Origin of the sequence: Amycolatopsis camponoti (assembly GCF_902497555.1) — a bacterium.
GTDB classification, from domain to species: domain Bacteria; phylum Actinomycetota; class Actinomycetes; order Mycobacteriales; family Pseudonocardiaceae; genus Amycolatopsis; species Amycolatopsis camponoti.
Window position 1 is genome coordinate 449,272 of record NZ_CABVGP010000003.1, and the last position, 16,771, is coordinate 466,042.

Genomic DNA, 16,771 nt, shown 5'->3' on the forward strand with positions numbered 1-16,771 from the left:
TCTCCGTCTTCCGTTCTCACCCGTCCGCGGCCACCCGGCCGACGTGGCCGCGGTGCTGCTCCCGGACGAGGTCCTCGATCCGGGCGCGCAGCGCGAGGAAGCGCGGTTCGCGCTTCACCGCCAAGTCCCGCTCGGTGGGCAGCGTCACCTCGACGTCGGCGGCGATCCGGCCCGGGTCGGAGGCGAGCACCACCACCCGGCCGCCCAGGAAGACCGCTTCCTCGACGTCGTGGGTGACCATCAGCACCGTGGTGCCGGTGTCGGCCCAGACCTGGCGGATGAGCACCTGCATGTCCTCTTTGGTCTGGACGTCCAAGGCGCCGAAGGGTTCGTCCAGCAGCAGCACGTCCGGTTCGCAGGCGAGCGCCCGCGCGATCGCGACGCGCTGCTTCTGGCCGCCGGAAAGCTGCTTCGGCAACGACTTGCGCACGGCGTGGAGCCCCGTCTCGGCGAGGTACCAGTCCACGCGCTTGGCGCGCTCGCCCGCGTCGACCGCGAGCAGCTCGAGTCCGAACGCGACGTTCTTCTCGACGCTGCGCCACGGGTACAGCGCGCCGGCCTGGAAGACGAGCCCGCGGTCCGGGCCGGGACCGGTCACCGGGACGCCGTCGAGCACGATCTCGCCCTCGGTCGGCCGGCTGAGCCCGGCGACCAGCGACAGCAGCGTCGACTTGCCCGAGCCGCTCGCGCCGACGACGCAGACGAACTCGCCGCGCCGCACCTCGAGGTCGACGCCGTCGAGCGCGCGGGTCACCGTGCCGCGCACGGTGTAGTCCTTCGCGACGTTCCGCAGCTCCAGCGTCATGCCGCCCACTTCCCGACCCGCGTGCGCAGCAGGCGCAACAGGACGTCGATGAGGAGCCCCGCGACGCCGATGACCACCAGCACCGCGAAGATCTTGTCGGTCTGCAGGAACCGCTGCGCCCGGACGATCCGGTAGCCGAGGCCCGCCGACGAGTTGATCAGCTCGGCGACGACCACGAAGTTCCACGCCGCGGCGGCGTTGACGCGGATCGCGTCGATCACGCCGGGCAGCGAGTGCGGCACGACGACCTTGCGCAGCACCTCGCCCCGGCGCGCGCCGAGGGTGTAGGAGACGTCGAGGAGCGCGCCCGGGACGCCGCGGACGACGTCGGCGGTCATCAGCGTGTTGAAGAAGACCGTCCCGAGGAACAGCATGGCGATCTTCGACGGCTCGCCGATGCCGAGCCAGATGATCAGCAGCGGGATGAACGCGCTCGCCGGCAGGTAGCGCAGCAGCCCGATCAGCGGCTCGAAGAACGCCTGCCCCGCGCTGAAGCCGCCCATCAGGATGCCGAGCGGCACCGACACCAGAATGGCGAGGCCGAAGCCTTCGAGCACCCGTTGGGTTGTCGCCCAGAGGTCGTCGAAGAGCTCACCGGTGCTCGCCATGTCGACGCCGGCCCGGACCACCGCGACCGGGGACGGCAGGAACGTCGGGTTGACGACCCCGCTGACGCTCAGCAGGACCCACGCGAGGAACGGGATCGCGAACGACAGCACCGCCAGCTTCCAGCGCGCCGACGCGGAAAGGGGCGTGCGCAGGGAAAGCAGCGCCGAGGTGGCCTTCGGCGCGGTCCGGCGCGGCAGCGGCGCCCAGGCCGGGCGGCCCCGGCCGGACTCCTGCGCTTCGGCGAGCCGCTGCTCGGCTTCCAACACCTCGGCGGCCCGCTCGTCGGCCGTGACCGCCGGGGTGGTGCGCTGGGTCGGACCCGTCACTGCGGCGCGGCCTTCACGAACTGGTCGTCGAACAACCCGTCCAGCGACGGCCGCTGCTGGGCGAGCCCGGTGCCGACGATGAAGTCGACGATCTTGTTCGCCTGGAAGTCGAGGTGCTGCGCGGTGACGCCCGGGGTGAACGCGTCGAGGTTCTGCTGGCGCGTGAAGATCGTGGTGCCGGCGTCGTAGGACCGGTAGTCCGCATCGGACACACCGCCGCGCTTGGCCATGATCCCGACGGCCGCGTCCTTGTTGTTCTTGATCCAGGTCAGGGTCTCGAACCAGGTGTTGACCAGTGCCTGGACGTCCTTCGGGTGCTCCTTGACAAGCTTCTGCGACGTGACGAGGTGGTCCGGGATGGCACCGGGGAACTCCGTCGACGTCGAGATCGCGCGGCTGCCCGGGCGCTCGAGGGCCTTCGAGGTGAACGGCGCGAACGCACCCACCGCGTCGACCTGGCCGCCGACGAACGCGGCCGCGGCGGCGTCGGTCGGCAGGTTGACCAGCTCGATGTCCTTTTCGGTCAGCTTCGCCTCCTGCAGCGCGAGCAGCAGCAGGTAGTGGTCGACCGTCCCCTGCTCGACCGCGACCTTCTTGCCCTTCAGGTCGGCGATGGCGTTGATCCCGTCCCGCGCGATGATCTTGTCGTTGCCGGTGGAGTTGTCGTTCACCAGCACGATCGACAGCTTCGCGCCGCCGGAAGCCGAGGAGAGCGTGTCGTTGAGGGTCTGGCTGTTCGCGTCGATGGCCCCGCTGGAGAGCGCGTTGATGCTGTCGGTGTAGTTGTCGAAGTACTTCAGGTCGACGTTCACGCCGTTCTTGGCGAACAGGCCCTGCTCCTGCGCCACCTGCCAGGGGAACCAGCCCGGCCAGGCGCTGAACCCGAGCGTGATCTTGTCCCCGGAGCCGGTGGCGGAGCTGTCGCCGCAGCCGGAAAGCGCGGTGACCCCGGCGAGGGTCAGCAAGGTCAGGAGCACCGTCAGCAGACGGGGGCGGGAAGTCACAGCGAAACTCCAAAAGGCGGGGAAAGTGGAGTGTTGCGGCGTCGAAAGCGCACAGTCATCGCTGCCCTCTTCCAGACGCACCTGATCGGGTCGCGGATGAGAGAAAGCGGACAAGGATCACCCACACTCAGTGATATCCGGCCCCTCAGCGCACCGGATCGGCTACCCCTTGTCCCTCACCCGGCGGGCAGCCTAGCGAGTGGCACAAGATCACCACAATGCCCGGAGGATGCGGCCGAACGAGTGATCCGCGCCGGGGCCAACCAGCGTCATCGACGCTTTCGACACCCCTTGCCGACCGGCTTTCTGTCGGCCGCCCGGCCAAGATCGTGGCCGAGCGGCCGTGCAGCCGCACGGGCTGTAGTCCCTAGTCGTTACCGCGCGCCTTGATCATCACCGAGCGCTACCCGAGTCCGGCGAACAATCGTTCGGATTGTGTCGTTCACCGAGGCGGGAATCGAACAGGTGTGCGCCCTCGCCGATATCGCACGAAGCCGGGATCCGGGAATGATTCCTCGACTGTTAACACGCCTGAAACAATCGGACGAATTTCGATCACGCGACAGATTTCGTGAGGTCGTAAATCGTCGTGCCGCCGACGGTCTCCGGCGTGAAGTTCTGCTCGACCCAGGCCTGGATCTCACCCGAGGTGCCGCGGCCGCCACCGAAGCCGCCGCGACCGCCGGCGACGAAGTAGCGGATGTCGCCGGCGGCGACGTACTCCTGGAACCGCGCGAGCGTCGGCGCGGGGTCGCTGCCGCTGAAGCCGCCGATCGCGAGCACCGGCCGTCCGCTCGCCAGCGCCAGCCCGGCCGACTGCATCGCACCGCTCTGCGCCGCGGCCCACTTCGTCGTGGTGTTCTTCAGCAGGTCGATCACCGCGGTGTCGGTCCGGCCTTCGCCGAAGCCGCCCCGCGCGCCGAACCCGCGTCCACTCGCGACCGCCGGTCCGGACGACGGAGTGCCGCCGGAGTGCGCGGTCGCCGCCGTGGCCAGGGTGAACGACGCCGTCCCGAGCAGCGCGCCGCAGAGGCCGAGCGCGGCCACGACCGGGCCGAAGCGCCGGACCCGGTCGGCGCCGAAGAGCAGCGCCAGCACCCCGGCCGCGCCGAGCACGAGCAGCGCGTAGCGGATCCACGGCTGCCAGTCCGGCGTACGCGCGAGAAGCACGAAGCCCCAGACCGCGGTGACCGCGAGCAACACGGCCAGCACCGCGCGGGCCGCGAAGTTCGACCGGCCGCGCCACAGCTCGCGCGCGGAGATCCCCAGCGTGGCCGCGATCCCCGGGGCCAGCGCGACCGTGTAGTACGGGTGGATGATGCCGCTCATGTAGCTGAACACGAGCGTCGTGACGACCAGCCAGCCGCCCCACAGCAGCAGTGCCGCACGGGTCCGGTCGGTGCGGGGCGCGCGCCGGGTGAACCACAGCCCGGCGACCAGGCCGAGGACCGCGGCGGGCAGCAGCCACGAGGCTTCCCCGCCGAACTCGCCGCCGAACAACCGCGTCAGGCCGGTTTCGCCGCCGAAGCCGCCGCCGAAACCACCCCCGGCGCCACCCGGCGGCGCCCCGCTGCCACCCCGGCCCTCACCGAAGATCCGGCCGAGGCCGTTGTAGCCGAACGCCAGCTCCAGCACGGTGTTGTCGGTCGAGCCGCTGATGTAGGGCCGGTCCGCCACCGGCCAGAGCGCGACGACCACGATCCACCAGCCCGCGGAGACGAGCACCGCCCCGGCCGCGGCGAACAGCTGGCCGATCCGGCGGCCGGGCGACGTCGGCGCCGCGACGGCGTACGCCAGCACGAACGCGGGCAGGACGAGGAAGGCCTGCAGCATCTTGTCGAGGAAGCCGAACCCGACGGCGACCCCGGCGAGCAGCAGCCACTTCGTGCCGGCGTGTTCCAGCGCGCGCACGACGCAGTAGGCGCCGGCGACGAGCAGCAGCACGAGGAAGGCATCGGGGTTGTCGTACCGGAACATGAGCGCGGCGACCGGCGTCAGCGCGAGCCCGGCTCCGGCGAGCAGGCCGGCGCCCGGGCCGGACAGCCGTCGCACGGCGAGGTAGAGCAGGCCGACCGAGGCGACGCCGGCGAGCGCGTTCGGCACGAGCAGGCTCCAGCTGGAAAAGCCGAAGAGCCGCCCGGACAACCCCATGACCCACAGCGAGAAGGGCGGCTTGTCGACGGTGACGACGTTGCCCGGGTCGAGCGAGCCGAAGAACAGCGCCTTCCAGCTCCACGTGCCGGCCTGGGCGGCCATCGCGTAGAAGTCGTTGGCCCAGCCGGTCTTCGCCAGGTCCCAGAGGTAGAGCAGGCCGGTACCGAGCAGCAGAGCGGTCACGGACGGTCTGATCCACCGCGGTTTCCGGGCGGCTTCGGGAGCGGGCTGGGCGTGCTCGGGCGCCGACAGCGTGGTCGTCATGGTCCCGACCGTCTCGTCGCCGCATGTGGTGAACTTGTGCCGAAGCTGTGCGCGCGCTGTGCATCCGGCCCGTTCGGGTGACCGGCCTAGGGAGCGGGTGCCTCCGCGAAGGTCATCTCGAACTCCGTCCGTCCCGGACGGCTCTGCACCCTGACCCGGCCGCCGTGCGCCCCGACCACCGCGGCCACGATCGCCAGCCCCAGCCCGGTGCTCCCCGCCGCCCGTGAGCGCGAGTTGTCACCACGGGCGAAACGCTCGAACACGTCCGGGAGGATGTCCGGCGGGATGCCCGGGCCGTCGTCCACCACGCGGAGCCGGACCGCTCCGTCCGATGTGGACAGTGTCGTCGTCACCGTCGTGCCCGCCGGGGTGTGCGTGCGCGCGTTGGCCAGGACGTTGATCACCACCTGGTGCAGCTGGCCGGCGTCGCCGAGGACGCCGATCGGCTCGCCGGGCACCTCCATCAGCCACTTGTGGCCCGGGCCCGCGACGTGCGCGTCCGCGACCGCGTCGGCCACCAGCCGGCACAGGTCCACCCACTCGGGCACCACCGGACGGCCGGAGTCGAGGCGCGCGAGCAGCAGCAGGTCCTCCACCAGCGTCGTCATCCGGCGCGACTCGGACTCGACGCGGCTCATCGCGAACGCGACGTCCGGCGGCACCTGCTCGCCGCCGCGGCGGGTCAGCTCGGCGTACCCGCGGATCGCCGCCAGCGGCGTGCGCAGCTCGTGGCTCGCGTCCGCGACGAACTGGCGGACGCGGTTCTCGCTCGCGTGCCGCGCGGTCAGCGCGTTCGCGACGTGCTGGAGCATCCGGTTCAGCGCCGAGCCGACCTTGCCGACCTCGGTGTTCGGGTCGGTGTCGGCCTCCGGGACCCGTTCCGACAGCGCGACCTCGCCGCGGTCCAGCGGCAGCTCGGAGACGCGCGTCGCGGTCGCGGCCAACCGGTCGAGGGGTTTCATGGTGCGCCGGATCGTCGCCGCGCCGACCGCCCCGGCCACCAGGATCCCGGCGAGCGCGACGCCACCGAGGATGAACCCGAGCTGCCACAACGTCTCGTTCACGTCTTTGAGGGGCAGGCCGATGACCGTCTTCTCGCCGCTGGGCGCCACGGTCGAAACCACGCGGTACTCACCGAGGTTGCCGCCGAGGTCGACGCTGTGCTGCTTCCCGTCGGTCGGCACCGCCAGCAGCGCCAGCACCTGGCTCTCCGGGAGGCCGCGGAACGGCGGCTTGCGCTTCGACGGCACGCCGACGCTGGAGTCGAGCACGCTGCCCTGGGCGAACCGGCCCTTCTGGACCACGGCGAGCGTGCCGTCGCCCTGGCCCAGCGCCCGGAGCGGGTCCGGCGGCGGCGCGGCGTCGGGGTACTGCCACGGCGGCCGTTCCGCGCCGCGGAACGCGCGGTCGCTCGCCGCGGCGAGCCGCTTGTCCTGCTGGCCGACGAGGAACTCGCTCAGCGCGAACTCCGTCACCACGCCGACGACGAGGCAGACGAGCGCGAGCAACGCGGCCAGCTGGACGATCAGCCGCCGCCGCAACGACCACGGCCGCTGCGCCCGGAACCGCCGCCGCTCAGCCCGCTGGCTTGAGGACATACCCGGCGCCCCGCATGGTGTGGATCATCGGCTCGCGGTCGGCGTCGATCTTCTTGCGCAGGTAGGAGATGTAGAGCTCGACGATGTTGGCCTGACCGCCGAAGTCGTAGCTCCACACGCGATCCAGGATCTGGGCCTTCGACAGCACGCGCTTGGGGTTGCGCATGAGGTAGCGCAGCAGCTCGAACTCGGTCGCGGTCAACGGAACGAGGTCACCGCCGCGGTGCACCTCGCGGCTGTCCTCGTCGAGGGTGAGGTCGCCGACGACGAGCGTCGACCCGCTCGCGCCGGTCACCCCGCCGGCCCGGCGCAGCAGCGCGCGCAGGCGCAGCGCGACCTCTTCTAGGCTGAAGGGCTTGGTGACGTAGTCGTCGCCGCCGGCGGTGAGCCCGGCGATGCGGTCCTCGACCGCGTCCTTCGCCGTCAGGAAGAGCACCGGCAGGTGCGGCGCCTCGGAACGCATGCGGCGCAGCACTTCGAGGCCGCTGAAGTCGGGGAGCATGACGTCGAGCACGACGGCGTCGGGCCGGAAGTCGCGCGCGATCCGGACGGCTTCCGTGCCGTCGCCCGCGCTGCGCACCTCCCAGCCCTCCATGCGCAGGGCCATCGACACGAGCTCGGCCAGCGTCGCCTCGTCGTCGACGACGAGGACCCGTACCGGGCTCCCGTCGGCGCGGCGCAGGTCGGCCTTGCCGGGGCCGGGTGACGTGGCGTTCATAGCGGTCATAGTGCCATCTTCCCGGCGGCTCATCAGTGCTCACTGTGCCCGTGCTGTGCGTTTCCTGTGAGAGTCCTTCGTCCGGGTAAGGGAGCCACAGCGCGTGCTGACGCCTCGCACAGCTCAAACACAGCCTCGGCGGTGAGGCTGGCCTGGACCAGTGTGGGTACGACCGGAGGACACGATGACGACCGAGCCGACGCCGAACACGCCACCGCAGGGTGAACCGGCCCCCGCCAACTGGGGCGACCCGGCCCCGGCCGCGCCCAAGAAGGGCTGGTCCGGCAAGAAGACGGCGATCGCGGCCGGCATCGCGGTGGTGATCGCGGCCGGCGGCGGCGCGGCCATCTGGGCGGGCACCAGCAGCGCGGACAACGCGGCCCAGCAGGGCCCGGGCGGCTTCGGCGGCCGAGGACCCGGCCAGTTCCCCGGCCAGGGCGGCCCGGGAGGCGGCTTCGGCAACGGGTTCGGCGGCGGAATGGCGGCCCTGCGCGAGGCGCTCCACGGCGACTTCGTGGTGTCGAACGGCAACGGCGGCTACACGACGGAGCGTCTCCAGACGGGCGACGTGACGGAACTGAGCGCGACCTCGGTGACCCTGACGAGCAAGGACGGCTACAAGCAGACGTACACGCTCGACGGATCGACCCAGAAGACCGGCGACGTGAAGCAGGGCGACCAGAACGTGACGGTGGTGGCCAAGGTGGACGGCCAAACGGCCACGGCGACCTCACTGGGCCAGGCACTCCAGGGCCAGCGTCCGGGCGGCGGCCAGCGCCGGGGCGGCGACTACTCGGCCCGCCCGACGACCTGAGGCCCGGGCCACGCGAGCGGGTGGAACGTCATGAACGAGTCGTCATGACGTCCGGGCCACGCGAGCGGGTCACGAGCCGGGGTGTCCTCGCCGGGCGACCCACCCGGCCACTGACCCTCCTGTCAGGGAGCGTCCCGGTGCCGCGGCCCCCTCCCGCCGCATCGGGGCGTTCCCGCCCACCGCTCCCGCTGACTAGGGCAGAGTTGCGGGTGTGTACGACATCAGCGGATCCCTGCGGCGCCAGTCGCTGCTGGTCGCGCTGGTCTGTGTCGTCTGCGATGCCGCCCTCTTCGGCCTTCGTGGCCCGCTCGGCGGGAGCGGCGCCGACTGGCGGGCGTGGGTCGTCCTGCTCGGCGGGGTCGCCGTCAACGCCGCCCTCGCCGGCCCCGCCCGGTACTCCGGCTGGGTCGCCCTCGCGCACGCTCTCCTCTTCGCCGGCTCGCCGCTTCTTCTCTGCACCTGCCAGGGGTACGTCGTCGGGAACAACGCCGGCATCCTGATCGCCGGCTACCGGGCCGGCGCCTGGCTGCGCCCGAAACCCGCCGTCCTCGCGCTGCTCGCCCTGCTCGCCGGCGTCGTCGCCGGGTGCATCGAAGGCGGTGGCCGCACCGCGGCCGACTGGCGGCTGACCGCCATCAGCGTCAGCGTCAGCGGCCTCCTCCCGTGGCTGGTCGGCCGGTACACGACCGCCCGGCGCGCCTACATCGCCGACCTCGAGCGCGAGACCGACGAACGGCGGCAGCACGAAGAAGAAGCCGTGAAGCGAGCCGTCCTCGAGGAGCGCACGACCATCGCGCGCGACCTCCACGACGTCATTTCCCACCACGTCAGCGCCATCGGCGTGCACGCCGGCGCCGCCCGCCTCGGGCTCCCGGACGGCGCCGAGACCGTGCGCAAGTCGCTCGGCGCCGTCGAGTCCGCCAGCCGCTCGGCGATGGCCGACCTGCGCCGCCTGCTCGACCTCCTGCACGCCGAAACCCACGCCGAGCAGCCCGGCCTGGACAACCTCGACGAGCTGGTCGAGACCGTCCGCGCGGCCGGCCTGCCGACCCGGCTGACCCTGCGCGGCGAGCCCCGCGAGCTCCCCGGGTCGCTCGACGTCGCCCTCTACCGCATCGCCCAGGAAGCCCTGACCAACGCGCTGCGCCACGGCGAAGGCCCGGTCGAAGTCGAACTGAACCACGGCCGCACCGAGGTCGTGCTCACGGTGACCAACGGACTCCGCGCGGACCGCCCCACCGAGAACGGGCACGCGCACCGCGGCCTGGCGGGGATCCGCCAGCGCGTCACCCTGTTCGGCGGCCAGGTCTCCTACGGCGAGACCGGCGAGCACTGGCAGCTGCGCACGACCTTCCCGGTGGAGAGCACATGATCCGCGTCCTGCTGGCCGACGACCACGCGATGTTCCGCTCGGGGATGCGCGCGCTGCTCGACACCCAGCCCGACTTCACCTGCGTCGGCGAAGCGTCCGACGGCCGCGAAGCCGTCGCCGAGACCGCGCGCCTGCGCCCCGACGTCGCGGTCCTCGATGTCCGGATGCCCCGCCTCGACGGCCTCGCCGCGACCGAGGCGATCCTCGCCGCGCCGGGCAACGACACCCGCGTCCTCGTGCTCACGACCTACGACGCCGACGAGTACGTCTACCGCGCGCTGCGGGCCGGAGCGAGCGGGTTCCTGCTGAAGAGCCTGGCGCCGGAAGAGCTGGTCGCGGCGATCCGGGTGGCCGCGCGCGGCGACGCGCTGATCGACCCGTCGGTGACGCGGCGGCTGGTCGCGAAGTTCGCGTCGGTGCTCGAACCCGCGGCCGCCGAACCGCCCGAGCTGGCCCGGCTCACCTCCCGCGAACGCGAGGTCCTGCTGCTCATCGCCAACGCCTGCAGCAACGCCGAGATCGCGCGGCAGCTGCACGTCGGCGAGGAGACGGTCAAGACGCACGTGTCGCGCGTGCTGAGCAAGCTCGGCCTGCCCGACCGCGTGCACGCCGTCGTGTACGCCTACCGGCACGAACTCGTCCCGGGCGACCGTCCTGCCTAGACTGGCCGCATGAGGCGCTGGATCACCTTCGCGGTCGGGGTCGTGCTCGTGCTGGTCGGCGCCGTCTGGGTGCTGCAGGGCATCGGCGTGATCACCGGCAGCTTCATGACCGGGCAGAAGCTGTGGTTCCTGATCGGGCTCGTCGCGTTCCTGGTCGGCGTCGTGCTGATGGCGGCGAACCTGACCAAGCGGCGCAAACCTACTTCGTGAAGATCTCGAAGATCGGGTAGCCGGGCGCGATCTCGCGCAGCTTCTCGTCCGACGCCTTGGCGTCGACACCGTCGAAGAACACGCCGACCTCGAACTTCCAGCGCTTCAGGTAGGCGCGGAGGATGCCCGGCTTCTCGTCGTCGGCCAGCTCGCGGAACGTGAACCCCTCGACGCGCTTTCCGACGCGAAGCGTGCCTTCGCCGGCGAAACGCAGGTTGCGCACCCACTGCGTCTCGCCACGCGGGGCGACGAGGTAGCGGACGCCGTCGACGGTCAGCAGGTTGACCGGCACCGACCGCGGCTCCCCGCTCTTGCGGCCGACCACCGTCAGCACCCGGCTGCCCCAGACGCTGAAGCCCATCCGGGTCAGCCTCGCGACCAGCTCGTTGAAGGTGTTGGTCGACTTCTTCGGCTCGATGTAGCGGGCGGCGGTCATGGTGTCCTCCGGAGATTTGGGAGAGCAGTGCTCTCGGTTAAGAGCAGTGAACACCCGAGCACCGCACTGTGTCAAGAGCACTGCACATGGTCAAGAGCACTGCTCTCTATTTTGTGCGCCGCTCTCGTCGTGGCACACTGATCCCCATGACCGCGACCCGGACCGCGCGCGAACGTGCCCGCGCCGAACTCACCCAGGAGATCAAGGACGAGGCCCGCCGCCAGCTCGCCGACGTCGGCGCGCACGGGCTGTCGCTGCGCGCGGTGGCCCGGGAGCTGGGCATGGTGTCGTCCGCGCTGTACCGGTACTTCCCCAGCCGGGACCGGTTGCTGACCGACCTGATCGTCGACGCCTACAACGCGATCGGCGAGGCGGCCGAGCAGGCCGACCCCGGCAAGGGCGCCCCCCGCGACCGGTGGCTCGCGATCTGGCACGCGACGCGCGACTGGGCCCGCGCGCACCCGCACGAGTACGCGCTGATCTACGGCTCACCGATCCCCGGCTACCAGGCCCCGCAGGACACCGTCGCCCCCGCCGGCCGGGTCGCGCTCGCCCTGGTCAAGGTCCTCACGCACACCGAGCTGCGGGCGATCGACGGCGAGGTCGCGCCAGAGCTGCGTGCCCAGGCCGAGACACTCACGAAGATCCTCGGGATCGTCGCCGGGCCCGAAACCGTGACCCGGCTGATCATGGCGTGGACCCAGCTGTTCGGGGCGATCAACTTCGACCTGTTCGGCCAGTACGTCGGCAGCGTCGACCCGGCCGACGCGTTCTTCACGCACTCGGCGACGCGCATGGCGGAGTTCGTCGGCATCTAGGGGCGAAGCAGGAGGCGGACGGCTTCGGCGAGCGCGTCCGGCCCGGCTTCCGGGTTCAGGTGTCCGTGCAGCAGCAAGCCGTCCTCCAGCGCGCGGACGACCAGCGCCAGGAACGCCGGGCTCGCGGGTGGCGCCACCCCTCGCGCGGCGAAGTCCGCCCGCAGCCGGGTTTCGACGACCGCGCGAGCGGACCGTTCGCGCGCGTCGAAGTGCGGGCGGACGGCCGGGTCCCGGACCGCGTGCAGCACCAGCTCGGACCGCAGCACACCGGGCACCGAACGCTCCAGCAACGCGACGACCAGCTCGTGCTTGTCCTCGAAATTGCCGTAGAACGCCCCGCGCGTGTACCCGGCGCGGTCGGCGATCTGCTCGACCGAGGTGCCGTTGACGCCGCGTTCGGCGAACAGCTCGGCGGCCGCCGCGAGCAGCCGGTCCTTCGTCCGTTCGCGGCTTTCCGCCCGTGTCAGCCGGTTCCCCGTCACGGCCGAGACGGTACCGTCGGCCCGACGACATCGGCGGGAAGGCGGGCACGACGTGACGGGGTGGGCCGGGAAGGTCGGCAGGATCCGGGTGATCGGGACCGGGGTGATGGGCCGCGGGATCGTCCAGCTCGCCGCGACGGCGGGGATGACCGTCGAGCTCGCCGACGTCCGGCGCGAGGCCGTCGACGAGGCGATCGAGTACGTCGGCGCCATGGCGGACAAGCTGGCCGCGAAGGGCAAGCTCGATGACCCGGGGGCGGTCAAGGGCCGGCTGGTCGCGGTGGACGCGCCCGACGCGCCCGCGGACGGCGTCGACCTCGTCGTCGAAGCCGTCCGGGAGGACGTCGGCACGAAGCGGGCCCTGTTCGCCGGCCTCGAGCGCGTCTGTCCACAGGAGACGATCTTCGCGACGAACACCAGCTCGCTGTCGGTCACCGAGATCGCCGCCGAGCTGGCCGACCCCGGCAGGCTGATCGGCCTGCACTTCTTCAACCCGGTGCCGCTGATGCGCCTGGTCGAGGTCGTCCCGGGCACGCGCACGCACGACTGGCTGCCCGCCGAAGCCCTCGAACTGGTCAAGAGCTGGGGCCACGAGCCGGTGCTGGCGAAGGACGCGCCGGGCTTCCTGGTCAACCACGCCGGGCGCGGCCTGAACACCGAGGCGCTGCAGATCCTCACCGAGGCGCTGGCCGAGCCCGCCGACGTCGACCGCGTCGCGCGGGACGTGCTCGGCCTGAAGCTCGGACCGTTCGAGCTGCTCGACCTGACCGGCCTCGACGTGTCCCACGCCGTGCTGGAGAGCATCTGGAGCGGCTTCCACGGCGAACCGCGGCTGCGGCCGTCGTGGCTGACGCGGCCGCGGGTCGCTGCCGGTTTGTTCGGGCGCAAGAACGGTTCCGGCTTCTACTCCTATGCCGACGGGAAGCAGCAGGTCGCCGAGGAGCCGGTGGCGCCGCCGAAGCCGTCGGGCCCGGTGTTCGTGGCGGACGAGCACCTGGGCCGCGTGCTGTCGGCGGCCGGCGTGCAGGTGGTCCCGGACGCGTACCCGGACGCGGTCCTGCTCGTCCCGCTCTACGGTGAGTCCACAGTGGACGCGGCCACCCGCGCCGGGCTGCCGCTGGACCGCGTCGCCGGCGTGGATCCCCTGGGCGGCTACGAGCGGCGCCTGACGATGTCCGTCCACCCGGGACTCGACCCGGTGGCGGGCCGCGCGGCCTGGGGCGCGCTGGCGGCGACGGGCCACCCGGTGACGGTCGTCCGCGACGGCCCGGCCCCGATCGCCCAGCGCCTCCTGGCGTCGATCGTCAACACGGCGTGCTTCATCGCGGGCCAGAACCTGGCGTCCCCGGACGACATCGACACCGCGGTCCGGCTGGGACTGGGGTACCCGCGCGGCCCGCTGGCCTGGGGAGACCTGGTGGGCGGCGACGTCGTGCTGCGGATCCTGCGCGGCCTGGCCACGTCCACCGGGGATCCGCGGTACCGCCCGAGCCCGTGGCTGACCGAGCGGGTGACGCTCGGGTTGCCGCTGACGTCGACCGGGACGACACCGGCGGACCTGCGCTCCTGAACAGAGAAGCGGGCCGCCTCCGGAATCCCCGGAGACGGCCCGCGCCCGCTTTCACTTCCTGACGATCACGGTCACCAGGGGCGGTCGACCGCACCCGTCTGCGGCGTGTAGGTGATGTAGCCGCCCTGGAAGTCGCTGCGGTACGTCCCGTATTCGTCCGTCGTCGGGTAGTGCAGGTAGGACCGCTCCCACCCGAGGGCCGCCCAGCGCTTGCGGATCTCGCCCTTGATCACGTGCGCGCCCGTCGCGTTCGTGAAGTAGATCGAGTGGCCGAGGCTGAAGTGGTTGAACCGGCCGATGCCGTCCGGCGTCCCGTCCTCGTCGTTCGTCGGGTAGCCGAGACCGCGCTCGTACCCGTACGCGGCCCACTTCTTCCGGATCTCGCCGTAGATCGCGTGCGCGCCCGTCTGGGGCGTGTAGTAGATCGAACCGACGTTGTTGCCCTTGAGGAAGTGGTTGAACCGGCCGATGCCGTCCGGCGTGCCGTCCTCGTCGTTGGTCGGGTAACCGAGGATCTGCCCGAGGCCGAGCGCCACCCACTTCTTCCGGATCTCACCGTAGATCGTGTGCGCACCCGTCGCGGCCGTGTAGTAGATCGACCCGACGTTGCCGCCGTTGACGAAGTCGTTGAACTGCGCACCGTCCGCGTTGGTCGCGGTGTCGGTCGTCGGCGGCCCGAGCTTGGTGAGCCCGCCGACGGCGAGGTACTTGTCCAGCACCGGACCGGCGAGCAGGTACTTCGTCCCGCCCACGGCACTCCAGTACAGGCGCCCGTTGGCGTAGGCCCGGTAGTGGACCACGCCGTCGGTGACCTCGGCCGCCGTCGGCGCGCCGAGCTTCGCCTGCAACGCCGGGTCGGCGTTGTAGCGCTGGTCGATCGGGGTCGCGTAGTTCGCCGTCAGCGTCAGGTCGCTCGTGCCGACCGTGACGACCCACGTCGTGTCCGTCGGACCGCCCTGCCAGCCGGTGAACTTCGAGACGCCGTCGGTGCCCAGCGGCGAGGCCTCGACGTCGAAGCTGGCGCCCTCGGTCACCAGTGACGTGCTGACACCGCCCTCGACCGGGATGCTCAGCGCCGCGGGCTGCGTGCTCAGCAGGGTGATCCGGTGCTGGCGCGGCATCGCCGTGTACGTCTTGGACGCCGTGACGCCCGCGCTGTCGGTCACCGTCGCGGTGAACTCCATGCGGGAGTCTGGGTGCTCGGTGAACGGCTGCGCGAAGCTCGCCCCGGTGCCGCCGGCGCCGGGGTGCGAGTGGCAGGTCGCCTCGCTCGGGCAGTGCCGGACCGCGGTGGTCCACGTGATCGGCAGCGTGCCGTCCTCGGTGTCGGTCGCCGTGGCGCTCAGGCCGACCTGCTGGTTGACCGCGAACGTCGCGGTGTCGCCCGGCGTGGTCAGCGTGAGCTGCGGGGTGTGGTTGCCGGGCGCGACCTTGATGTCGGTCGTGCCGGTGAGCCCCAGCGGGTCCCGGACCGTCAGCTTCGCGGTGAACGACTCGGTGCCGGCCGCGTACTGGTGGCTCGTGGTGGGCCCGGCGTCGGCGGCGGCGGTCCCGTCACCGAAGTCCCAGTCGTACTTCAGCAGGTCGTTGTCGTAGTCGACCGACGTCGAGCCGTCGAAGGACACCGTGCGGGTGTCCGGGTCGGTGGTCGTCGTGGCCTTGGCGACCGGCGCGGTGTTGCCCGCCGAGTAGCTCAGCCGGCGCAGGTTGCCGCTGAGGATGTCGGCGTAGACGATGTCGCCGTTCGGCGCCGCCGCGAACTTGACCGGGCCGCCGATGCCGGTGAAGACCGGCGGGTTCTCCGGGGCCTGCGTGAGCTTGCCCTGGTCGTCGTAGCGCAGCGTCCAGATCTTGTTGGTGACGTAGTCGCCGAAGAAGTACGAGCCGCGGTAGGCCGCTGGGTAGCTGGATCCGTTGTAGACGATCCCGCCGGTGACGCTGTTGCCCTGCATGGGGCCGTTGCCGTGCTGGTACTCGAAGACCGGGGCCTGGTTCGCCACGCCGGCGCAGCCCGCGAGCGCGCTGTAGCCCGGCGTCGGGTGGTTGCCCTCCCAGCAGGGCCAGCCCTGGTTGGAACCGCGCTGGACGACGTCGACCTCTTCCCACGTGTTCCAGCCGACGTCACCCGCGACCGGCAGGCCGGAGTTCGAGTCGATCGTCATCCGGAACGGGTTGCGGAACCCGCGCGCGAAGACCTTGCTGGCGGTCGACGCCGGGTTGGCGGCGTCGTAGTACGGGTTGCCCGGCACGCCCTTGCCGTCGGCGGCCAAGTGGAAGATCTTGCCGTACGGCTGGTTGATGTCCTGCGCGCGCAGCGCGCCCGGGTCCACCTTCGTGAAGTCGCCGTTGTCCCCGATCGACAGCCACAGCGTCCCGTCGGCGGCGGGGATGACGCCGTTGATGGCGTGGACTTCGGAGATGCCCGGCACCTCGAACAGCGTCTGCTCACCGCTCAGCGACGCGGGCGCGCCGGCCGCGTCCAGGCCCACGGTGAACTTCGAAAGCCGGAAGACGAAGCCGCCGGTGACGTTCAGCGAGCGCGTGAGGTAAATCGAGTGCGACGTCGCGTAATCCGGTGCGACGGCCAGCCCGACCAGCCCGATGTCGCTGATCTCGCGGGTCGGCAGCGTCGCGATCGTCCGCGGTGTTCCGCTCGCCGGTACCCACTGGACGCGCCCGTCCTTCGCCGTGGCGAGCGCGGACTGGTCCGGCAGGAACGCGAAGTCGGTGAGCTGGTACTGCCCCGTTCCGGTGTTGGTGTCCTGTAGGACGAACCCCGGTGGGAGCGTGGTCGCCGCTGCCGCCACCCCCGTGGTCACGACGGGCAGCAGCGCCCCTGTCAGCACCGTCGCCACGAAGGCGTGACGTAGTGCTCTGAGCTTTCCCAAGGCCATTTGGCCCCCCTTCCCAAGCGATCACTTATCGCCTG

15 protein-coding genes are annotated in these 16,771 nt (G+C 71.5%); 6 read left to right on the forward strand and 9 right to left on the reverse strand.

The window, feature by feature from the left end:
• Positions 1–16 precede the first annotated feature (16 nt).
• The 6 genes from AA23TX_RS38455 to AA23TX_RS38480 all read right to left on the reverse strand — a co-directional run bounded on the left by AA23TX_RS38455 (position 17) and on the right by AA23TX_RS38480 (position 7,487).
• On the reverse strand, positions 17–805 hold the full coding sequence (locus AA23TX_RS38455; protein WP_155547894.1) for an ABC transporter ATP-binding protein: 789 nt from the start codon (positions 803–805) through the stop codon (positions 17–19).
• Positions 802–1,740: an ABC transporter permease gene (locus tag AA23TX_RS38460; RefSeq protein WP_155547895.1), complete on the reverse strand. Its 939-nt coding sequence runs from the start codon at positions 1,738–1,740 to the stop codon at positions 802–804. Before AA23TX_RS38460 ends, AA23TX_RS38455 begins: the two co-directional genes overlap by 4 nt.
• A complete protein-coding gene (locus AA23TX_RS38465; protein ID WP_155549345.1) occupies positions 1,737–2,705 on the reverse strand; it encodes an aliphatic sulfonate ABC transporter substrate-binding protein in 969 nt (322 codons plus the stop codon). The genes AA23TX_RS38460 and AA23TX_RS38465 overlap by 4 nt, the downstream gene beginning before the upstream one ends.
• Before the next feature lie 594 nt (positions 2,706–3,299).
• Positions 3,300–5,162 carry a glycosyltransferase family 39 protein gene (locus tag AA23TX_RS38470; RefSeq protein ID WP_196425773.1) on the reverse strand — a complete coding sequence of 621 codons (1,863 nt, stop codon included), beginning with the start codon at positions 5,160–5,162 and terminating at the stop codon, positions 3,300–3,302.
• Positions 5,163–5,248: 86 nt separating this feature from the next.
• Positions 5,249–6,760 carry a sensor histidine kinase gene (locus AA23TX_RS38475; RefSeq protein ID WP_155547896.1) on the reverse strand — a complete coding sequence of 504 codons (1,512 nt, stop codon included), beginning with the start codon at positions 6,758–6,760 and terminating at the stop codon, positions 5,249–5,251.
• On the reverse strand, positions 6,738–7,487 hold the full coding sequence (locus AA23TX_RS38480) for a response regulator transcription factor (protein WP_043776006.1): 750 nt from the start codon (positions 7,485–7,487) through the stop codon (positions 6,738–6,740). The genes AA23TX_RS38475 and AA23TX_RS38480 overlap by 23 nt, the downstream gene beginning before the upstream one ends.
• Before the next feature lie 175 nt (positions 7,488–7,662).
• On the opposite strand from AA23TX_RS38480, the gene AA23TX_RS38485 reads away from it, so the two are divergent.
• From AA23TX_RS38485 to AA23TX_RS38500, 4 genes are all read left to right on the forward strand, one after another.
• Positions 7,663–8,292, forward strand: a complete 630-nt coding sequence (locus tag AA23TX_RS38485; protein WP_155547897.1) for a hypothetical protein — start codon at positions 7,663–7,665, stop codon at positions 8,290–8,292.
• A gap of 211 nt (positions 8,293–8,503) precedes the next feature.
• Positions 8,504–9,664, forward strand: a complete 1,161-nt coding sequence (locus tag AA23TX_RS38490) for a sensor histidine kinase (protein WP_155547898.1) — start codon at positions 8,504–8,506, stop codon at positions 9,662–9,664.
• Positions 9,661–10,326, forward strand: a complete 666-nt coding sequence (locus tag AA23TX_RS38495) for a response regulator (RefSeq protein WP_155547899.1) — start codon at positions 9,661–9,663, stop codon at positions 10,324–10,326. The genes AA23TX_RS38490 and AA23TX_RS38495 overlap by 4 nt, the downstream gene beginning before the upstream one ends.
• Before the next feature lie 9 nt (positions 10,327–10,335).
• A complete protein-coding gene (locus tag AA23TX_RS38500; protein ID WP_155547900.1) occupies positions 10,336–10,536 on the forward strand; it encodes a hypothetical protein in 201 nt (66 codons plus the stop codon).
• Here the strand turns inward: AA23TX_RS38500 and AA23TX_RS38505 are convergent.
• Positions 10,526–10,972 carry a nitroreductase family deazaflavin-dependent oxidoreductase gene (locus tag AA23TX_RS38505; protein WP_155547901.1) on the reverse strand — a complete coding sequence of 149 codons (447 nt, stop codon included), beginning with the start codon at positions 10,970–10,972 and terminating at the stop codon, positions 10,526–10,528. The genes AA23TX_RS38500 and AA23TX_RS38505 overlap by 11 nt on opposite strands.
• A gap of 146 nt (positions 10,973–11,118) precedes the next feature.
• Between AA23TX_RS38505 and AA23TX_RS38510 the strand changes: the two genes are divergently transcribed.
• A complete protein-coding gene (locus AA23TX_RS38510) occupies positions 11,119–11,790 on the forward strand; it encodes a TetR/AcrR family transcriptional regulator (protein ID WP_155547902.1) in 672 nt (223 codons plus the stop codon).
• Here AA23TX_RS38510 and AA23TX_RS38515 read toward each other — a convergent pair.
• Positions 11,787–12,272: a TetR/AcrR family transcriptional regulator gene (locus AA23TX_RS38515; protein WP_155547903.1), complete on the reverse strand. Its 486-nt coding sequence runs from the start codon at positions 12,270–12,272 to the stop codon at positions 11,787–11,789. The genes AA23TX_RS38510 and AA23TX_RS38515 overlap by 4 nt on opposite strands.
• Before the next feature lie 52 nt (positions 12,273–12,324).
• Between AA23TX_RS38515 and AA23TX_RS38520 the strand changes: the two genes are divergently transcribed.
• Entirely contained in the window at positions 12,325–13,842 is a 1,518-nt protein-coding gene (locus AA23TX_RS38520; RefSeq protein WP_155547904.1) for a 3-hydroxyacyl-CoA dehydrogenase, read from the forward strand.
• A 71-nt stretch (positions 13,843–13,913) separates the two neighbouring features.
• On the opposite strand, the gene AA23TX_RS38525 is transcribed toward AA23TX_RS38520, so the two are convergent.
• Positions 13,914–16,736 (reverse strand): PQQ-dependent sugar dehydrogenase, encoded by a 2,823-nt coding sequence (locus AA23TX_RS38525; protein ID WP_155547905.1) that lies wholly within the window; start codon positions 16,734–16,736, stop codon positions 13,914–13,916.
• Positions 16,737–16,771 lie beyond the last annotated feature (35 nt).

Bases quoted from the DNA above. Each gene is read 5' to 3' on its own strand.
- AA23TX_RS38455 (WP_155547894.1), bottom strand. From the start codon at position 805: ATGACGCTGGAGCTGCGGAACGTCGCGAAGGACTACACCGTGCGCGGC.
- AA23TX_RS38470 (WP_196425773.1), bottom strand. From the start codon at position 5,162: ATGACGACCACGCTGTCGGCGCCCGAGCACGCCCAGCCCGCTCCCGAA.
- AA23TX_RS38475 (WP_155547896.1), bottom strand. From the start codon at position 6,760: ATGTCCTCAAGCCAGCGGGCTGAGCGGCGGCGGTTCCGGGCGCAGCGG.
- AA23TX_RS38480 (WP_043776006.1), bottom strand. From the start codon at position 7,487: ATGACCGCTATGAACGCCACGTCACCCGGCCCCGGCAAGGCCGACCTG.
- AA23TX_RS38485 (WP_155547897.1), top strand. From the start codon at position 7,663: ATGACGACCGAGCCGACGCCGAACACGCCACCGCAGGGTGAACCGGCC.
- AA23TX_RS38495 (WP_155547899.1), top strand. From the start codon at position 9,661: ATGATCCGCGTCCTGCTGGCCGACGACCACGCGATGTTCCGCTCGGGG.
- AA23TX_RS38500 (WP_155547900.1), top strand. From the start codon at position 10,336: ATGAGGCGCTGGATCACCTTCGCGGTCGGGGTCGTGCTCGTGCTGGTC.
- AA23TX_RS38505 (WP_155547901.1), bottom strand. From the start codon at position 10,972: ATGACCGCCGCCCGCTACATCGAGCCGAAGAAGTCGACCAACACCTTC.
- AA23TX_RS38510 (WP_155547902.1), top strand. From the start codon at position 11,119: ATGACCGCGACCCGGACCGCGCGCGAACGTGCCCGCGCCGAACTCACC.
- AA23TX_RS38525 (WP_155547905.1), bottom strand. From the start codon at position 16,736: ATGGCCTTGGGAAAGCTCAGAGCACTACGTCACGCCTTCGTGGCGACG.